This window comes from Acidobacteriota bacterium (genome assembly GCA_030774055.1).
GTDB lineage: Bacteria > Acidobacteriota > Terriglobia > Terriglobales > Acidobacteriaceae > JACPNR01.
Genome location: JALYLW010000124.1, coordinates 1 through 6,536 on the forward strand (window position 1 = coordinate 1; position 6,536 = coordinate 6,536).

At 62.6% G+C, this 6,536-nt stretch carries 6 protein-coding genes; 5 read left to right on the plus strand and 1 reads right to left on the minus strand.

Features of this window, described 5'->3' with window-relative positions; all coding sequences use genetic code 11:
- Positions 1-2,087: Ig-like domain-containing protein (locus M3P27_10390; protein MDP9268714.1), on the minus strand; the 2,087-nt coding region annotated here is incomplete at its 3' end.
- 634 nt (positions 2,088-2,721) lie between these two features.
- On the opposite strand from M3P27_10390, the gene rpsL reads away from it, so the two are divergent.
- From rpsL to M3P27_10415, 5 genes are all read left to right on the plus strand, one after another.
- Entirely contained in the window at positions 2,722-3,093 is a 372-nt protein-coding gene (rpsL, locus tag M3P27_10395) for a 30S ribosomal protein S12 (protein MDP9268715.1), read from the plus strand.
- A 100-nt stretch (positions 3,094-3,193) separates the two neighbouring features.
- Positions 3,194-3,664, plus strand: coding sequence for a 30S ribosomal protein S7 (rpsG, locus tag M3P27_10400; protein ID MDP9268716.1), 471 nt, complete (start codon positions 3,194-3,196; stop codon positions 3,662-3,664).
- 50 nt (positions 3,665-3,714) lie between these two features.
- Complete coding sequence (gene fusA, locus M3P27_10405; GenBank protein ID MDP9268717.1) at positions 3,715-5,799, plus strand: elongation factor G; 2,085 nt, start codon at positions 3,715-3,717, stop codon at positions 5,797-5,799.
- 86 nt (positions 5,800-5,885) lie between these two features.
- On the plus strand, positions 5,886-6,293 hold the full coding sequence (locus M3P27_10410) for a hypothetical protein (GenBank protein MDP9268718.1): 408 nt from the start codon (positions 5,886-5,888) through the stop codon (positions 6,291-6,293).
- A gap of 116 nt (positions 6,294-6,409) precedes the next feature.
- Positions 6,410-6,536, plus strand: a 127-nt coding sequence (locus M3P27_10415) for a GTP-binding protein (protein ID MDP9268719.1), incomplete at its 3' end; no start/stop codon positions are given.

Consider the following 6,536-nt stretch of genomic DNA (forward strand, 5'->3'; position numbering starts at 1 on the left):
ACCACGACCAGGTCGGGTGCGCAGACGGCGCCGGCGCACGCTGTGGCGCCGGTGAAGTTGATGGGCACGGTCGCCGTCTGCAGCCGGGTGGCGGTGTCGATCACGTGCACTGCGCCGTCGGAGGCGCCCACGTAGACCTTGGAGCTATCCGGCAACGCGCCGCCGGTGAACTGGCTGACGCCGCCCACCGGCACGGTGAACGTGGTGTTGCCGACAACGTCGTAGCCGAGCAATACCGCCTGGTCGCTGGTGACGTACGCCTGCGTGCCATTGCTCAACGTGATGAGCTGCCGCGGCGCGAAGGCTGCGATACCGAAGCCGCCCCAGTTCGCCGAGGCTGGGCCGATCGCGATGCTCGGCGGACAATCCGTTGTCGCCGCCGGAGCTCCGATGGTCGGGGTATCCACGGTCATCGACACGCCGCCAACATCGAGCATCTTCGGCACCGCCGCGAGCCCGCTGACCAGCGTGACGCCGCGGACAAACTGCAGGCCGCCATCGGTCGTCAGCGTCGCTTCCGGCGCATAGGTGGAATCGTTGCGGCAGGTGGCACGCGCGCCCAGGTTGCCGCTCGCGGTCGCGAGGTAAGCGAATCGTCCGCCGGGGAACACGTCCACGCTCACCCCCGTGTCGCCGATCGGGATGGTGCGCAGCGAGATCTGACCGGTAGCGTATTGGTACAGCGTGGTGCCCGCGACCAGGTAGGCCTTGAAACCGTCGGGCGTCCACCCCACGGCGGTCACGCCGGTGATGGGCAACGTCTCAAAGGCCTGCGATTGGGTGTCATAGATGTATGTCTTGCTGTTCACGGTGTCCGCGATCACCACCTTCGCCGCGTTCGGCGAGATGCTCACTACGCGCCCCGGAGTGCTCGTTATCGTGCCCGTGATCGTGTTCGTAGCCGTGTCGAGGATCGCCATCCCGTTGCTGCTGCCGATGTATACCTTCGAGCCGCCCTGCGTGACTAACATCGAATTGGGGAAGCTCTTGGTCGCCACGTTGTTGATGGTGATGTCGGGGATAGCGATCGCGGTGCCTGCCGTGTTCGTGTCCGTGGTGATGGGGATCACCACCGGGTTTGCGTTCGGGGTGGGAGCGTCGAAGTGCGTACTGGTCACGAACACCTTGGTCGCGGCCGCAGTACCGGTGACGGTCACAACCACCGGGTTGCTGTAGACGGTGGTGTTCACGCCGGCGTTGCACACGGGTGGCGTGCACGACGCGCTGATGGTCGCCTGGCCGGGCGCGAGGCCGCTCACCAAACCGGCGGCCGAGACCGTTGCCGCCGGCGAACTGCTCCCATACGTGAGCGTCAACCCGGTGATGGTTGCACCGGTCGTATCCACCACGTCCGCTACCAGCTGTTTCGTCGCCGCCGCCGCGATGCTGAATGTCGTGTCCGTCAAGCCGGTTACGTGCAGCGTGATGGTGGCCGGGCCGCAGGTGGTGAAGCTCGCGCCCAAGCTGGTGGTGCCAGAGCTATTGGCCACGACGTTGGTGAGTCCCGAGCCCGCTGCCTTGGCCGTGATCTGGTTGTTCGGCTGCCCGGTCGGCTGGTCGGCGGTATTGATGGTTGCGACCGACACGTTGCCGACGTTGAAGTTGAAACCGCCCACGGTCGAAGAGATGTCGGTCGCGCCATGGAAGGCGGTCGCGGTGTATTGGACGGTCGCGCCTTGGGTGACGCAAGCGGGATTGGCCGGCGTGAGCGTGATGCTGTCGACGTGCTGATGGACGAAGACGGTGAGCGGCGCGCCGGTCACTCCGCCCGCGGTCGCCGTAACCTGTGCCGTGCCCACCGCAGGGAAGGGAGGACCGCAGACGATCGGCGTGGTCAGCGAGTCCCACGTCCCCGCGCAGAGCAGTCCGTTGTTCGCTACTTGTACCAGGGGATTACTCGAGCTGAAGGTCACGGTGGGAGTGAGCAGTTGATGTCCGGCGGCGTCTTTGAGGGTCACGCTCAAACCCAGCGTTCCGCCGATGTCGAGCGATGCGTTCGCCGGAAGCATCTCGACTGTCGCTACCGGGCCCAAGGTGGTGCTGCTGCTGCCGCCGCCACAGCCGAAAAGTGCGAACGTGGCGAGCAATGCTGCTGTTGCTAAGCCCAGGCGCGCCCTGCGCTGCCCGGGCAATAAGAATGGATAAGAGCCGAAAAACCGCCGCATGTATCCTCCCCGTCGCTGGTTCGCCCGCGACGGCACAATTCGACCACCACAGGGTTGGGGTGGGAAACGTCGAGTGTAGCGGCTCATGGCTGGTTTCGGCAAGTTGAGGCGAGTGGTGCGGGCGGACCCGCCGCCCGGGCTACTGCCAGGACGCGAGCGTGGCGCAGAAGTTGACGAGGGTTCGCCGCGATTGCTATAGTAGTGAGGTTCTGCGAGTCATGTTTGGCGTGCCTGTAGTCGTACTGGTGGTCAAGCCCGAGGGCCTGTAAGCCGGGTCCGTTATCAGGGCTCCCTCGCTGAAACAGTCCTGCGCTGCCCGCCCTCGGCGGGGTATGCAGGAAAAAGGACGACGAAACGGAGCTCCACATCCCGTGGGCCACCGTCGCCGGCCTAACCACATAGGTCACTCGAATACTCCGTCGCGCGCTAGGTGTGCGAGAAAGCGCGCGAAGGAAGCATGGTGTGGCGCGATCGGTGTTCGCTGCCCTCCAGTCCTCAAGCGGGATCAAAACGCGAGCGCGTAAGTGTGTGCGTTGAAGGCGTAAGGAGAATCGCTTTGCCGACGTTCAATCAGTTGGTGCGTCAAGGGCGCACGGCGCCCAAGTACAAGACGGCCAGCCCCGCACTTCAGGGCTCGCCGCAGAAGCGTGGCGTCTGCACCCGCGTCTATACCCAGACGCCGAAGAAGCCGAACTCCGCGCTCCGCAAGGTGGCGCGTGTGCGCCTGACCAACGGGATCGAGGTCACCACTTATATCCCCGGCGTCGGACACAACCTGCAGGAGCACTCCATCGTGCTCATCCGCGGCGGCCGCGTGAAGGATCTGCCCGGGGTGCGTTATCACGTGGTGCGCGGGACGCTCGACACGGTTGGTGTCGCCGGCCGCAAACAGAGCCGCTCGAAATACGGCGCGAAGCGCCCGAAATAAGTGACGCCGCTTTCGCGGGCGTGAGCTCGCGGGCGTCATCCTGAGAAGCGAAGCGACGAAGGATCTCAAGGACCAATAGATTTAGAAGGAAACAAACGAAATGCCTAGAAAAGGACATATCGCGAAGCGGGAAGTGGCCGCCGACCCGGTCTACAACTCCACCCTGGTCACCAAGTTCGTGAACTCGATGATGTGGGATGGCAAGAAGTCCACCGCGCAGGGCATCTTCTACGACGCCATGAAGCAGCTCGAGTCGAAGGGCGGCTCCGATGCGCTCACGCTCTTCAAGAAGGCGGTGGAGAACGCCAAGCCGGTGCTCGAAGTGAAGAGCCGCCGCGTGGGTGGCGCGAACTACCAGGTGCCGGTCGAGGTCAATCCCGATCGCCGCACCTCGCTGGCCATCCGCTGGCTGCTGAGCTACTCGCGCGGCCGCGCTGAAAAGGGCATGACCGACAAGCTGGCCAACGAGTTGCTCGACGCCGCCAACGGACGTGGCGCCGCCATCAAGAAGAAAGAAGACGTCCACAGAATGGCCGAGGCCAACAAGGCCTTTGCCCACTATCGCTGGTAAAGAAATACACCATGTCAGAGGTTCTCGAAAAATCGGCACAGGGGAAGAAAGTGGCGCGAACCGTTCCACTCGAGCGTTGTCGCAACATCGGCATCATGGCCCACATCGATGCCGGCAAAACGACCACGACCGAACGCATCCTCTTCTATACCGGTCGCACGCACCGTATCGGTGAAGTGCACGAAGGCACTGCCACCATGGACTGGATGGAGCAGGAGCAGGAGCGCGGCATCACCATCACCTCCGCCGCCACCACCTGCACGTGGAACAACCATCGCATCAACATCATCGATACCCCGGGACACGTGGATTTCACCGCCGAGGTCGAGCGCTCGCTGCGCGTGCTCGATGGCGCGGTGGCATTGTTCGACGCCGTCCACGGGGTGCAGCCGCAGAGTGAGAAAGTCTGGCGCCAGGCCGATAAGTACGGCGTGCCGCGGATCTGCTTCATCAACAAGATCGACAAGATGGGCGCCGACTTCGAGCATGCCGTCGACACCCTGCGCAAACGCCTCAACGCGAAGCCGGTCCCGGTACAGATCCCCATCGGTGCGGAAGGCAAGTTCCTCGGCGTGGTCGACCTGCTGCAGATGAAGGCCATCATCTGGAAAGACGAGACCCTGGGCGCGGAGTACGAAGTCGAAGAGATTCCCGCGGAACTGAAGAAGAAGGCGGAAGCCGCGCACGCGTTCCTGGTCGAGGCCGTCGCCGAGACGGACGACGCTCTGCTGCACAAGTTCCTCGAAGCCGAAGAGATCTCGGCCGACGAGATCCGCAAGGCGCTGCGCGCCGCCACCATCGCGCTGAAGGTCTTCCCCGTGCTGGTAGGGACTTCTTTCAAGAATAAAGGGGTGCAGCCGCTGCTCGATGCGGTGATCGATTACCTGCCCTCGCCACTCGATAACCCGGTCATCACCGGCATCAATCCCGACAACGGCGAGACCATCACTCGCAAGACGGACGACAACGAAGCTTTCGCCGGCCTCGCCTTCAAGATCATGGCCGACGCATTTGTCGGCCAGTTGACGTTCCTGCGCATCTACTCCGGCGCGTTGAAGTCGGGCGATTCCGTGCTCAACCCACGCACCGGCAAGACGGAGCGCATCGGGCGCCTGCTCAAGATGCACGCCAACAAGCGCGAAGATATCTCCGAGATCGGCGCGGGCGACATCTGCGCCGCCGTCGGATTGCGCAACATCTCGACCGGCGACACCATCTGCGATGAGAAGCATCCCATCGCGCTCGAATCCATCACCTTCGCCATCCCCGTGATCGCGGTCGCGGTGGAACCGAAGACCAAAGCCGATCAGGAGAAGATGGGCGTCGCGCTCGGCAAGCTGGCGCAAGAAGACCCCACCTTCAAGGTGCACACCGACCCCGATTCCGGACAGACCATCATCGCCGGCATGGGCGAACTGCATCTCGAGATCATCGTCGACCGCATGATGCGCGAGTACAAGGTCGAAGCCAACGTGGGCAAGCCGCAGGTGGCGTACCGCGAGACCATCCGCAAACACGCCGAGGCGGAAGGCAAGTACATCCGGCAGACCGGCGGACGCGGCCAGTACGGCCACGCCAAGATCTATCTCGATCCCAACCCGGGTCTGGGCTACGAGTTCGTCGACGACGTTACCGGCGGCTCCATCCCGAAAGAGTTCATCAAGCCCATCAATCAGGGCATCCACGAAGCGCTCGAGGGCGGCATCCTCGCGGGCTATCCCATGGTCGACGTCAAAGCCACGCTCTACGACGGCAGCTATCACGACGTTGATTCGAACGAAATGGCATTCAAGATCGCCGGCTCCATGGCGTTCAAGGAAGCCGCGCGCAAGGCTTCGCCGGTATTGCTCGAGCCGGTGATGGCGGTAGAAGTGGTCACGCCAGAAGATTTTGCCGGCACCATCATGGGCGACTTGAGCGCGCGTCGCGGACGCATCGAGGGCATGGAACACCGCGCCGGCTCGCAGGTCATCAAGGCCATCGTCCCGCTGAGCGAGATGTTCGGCTACGCCACGCACATGCGGTCGTCCACGCAAGGCCGCGCCGAGTACTCCATGCACTTCGCGCGCTACGAGGAAGTGCCGCGCAGCGTTTCCGAAGAGATCATCGGCAAGGCGCAGGGCACGGGCCGGTAATGGAGTGCACGAAACCACAGACCGGAGTTTGGGGAGAGATGCTGGTTCAGCAGCAACTGCTGCAGCTAGGAATCGATTCGGCTCGGATGACGACAGACTACGGAATCGATTTGCTGGCGTACGACCGTGAGTCGCAGAGGGCATTCTCGATTCAGGTAAAGACGAGAGCAGGTGCTCCGAACGAGAAGCGACCTGACTGGAAAGTGAAGCGCGACAAGTGTACGGATGCTGATCTATACGCATTCGTCCTTAGGAAGGCGAACGGGTCCGGCGAGGTCTGGTATCTGAATCAGCGCGACGTAGACGAGAAGCTCGCTGACCAAGGCAGAGACAGGGCGCTTACGTTCTACATGAACCCAGCAGCGAGACGGCGGAAGTTATTACCGGAGTCGGCCTATCGGGTTTTTTATGGGTCAAATGGGCTGCAAAGATTTCTCGACGGCTGGAAGCCGAACACGGCGCGAAAGGTAAGAGTTGCAGCAGTAGGGCGATAGGACACCAGCCCGAAGGGCGGTATTTGAGTTAGCCCAGGACGTAAGTCCTGGGTAGAGAAAGAAAAAAGATTTCAAGCCGGCTTTAGCCGGCGACACAAGAAGGTACGGAGCTAGAGATGGCGAAAGAAAAGTTTGACCGGTCGAAACCGCACGTGAACGTGGGGACGATCGGACACATCGATCACGGCAAGACGACGCTGACGGCGGCGATCACGAAGGTTTTGCAGAAGCACAACCCGAAGA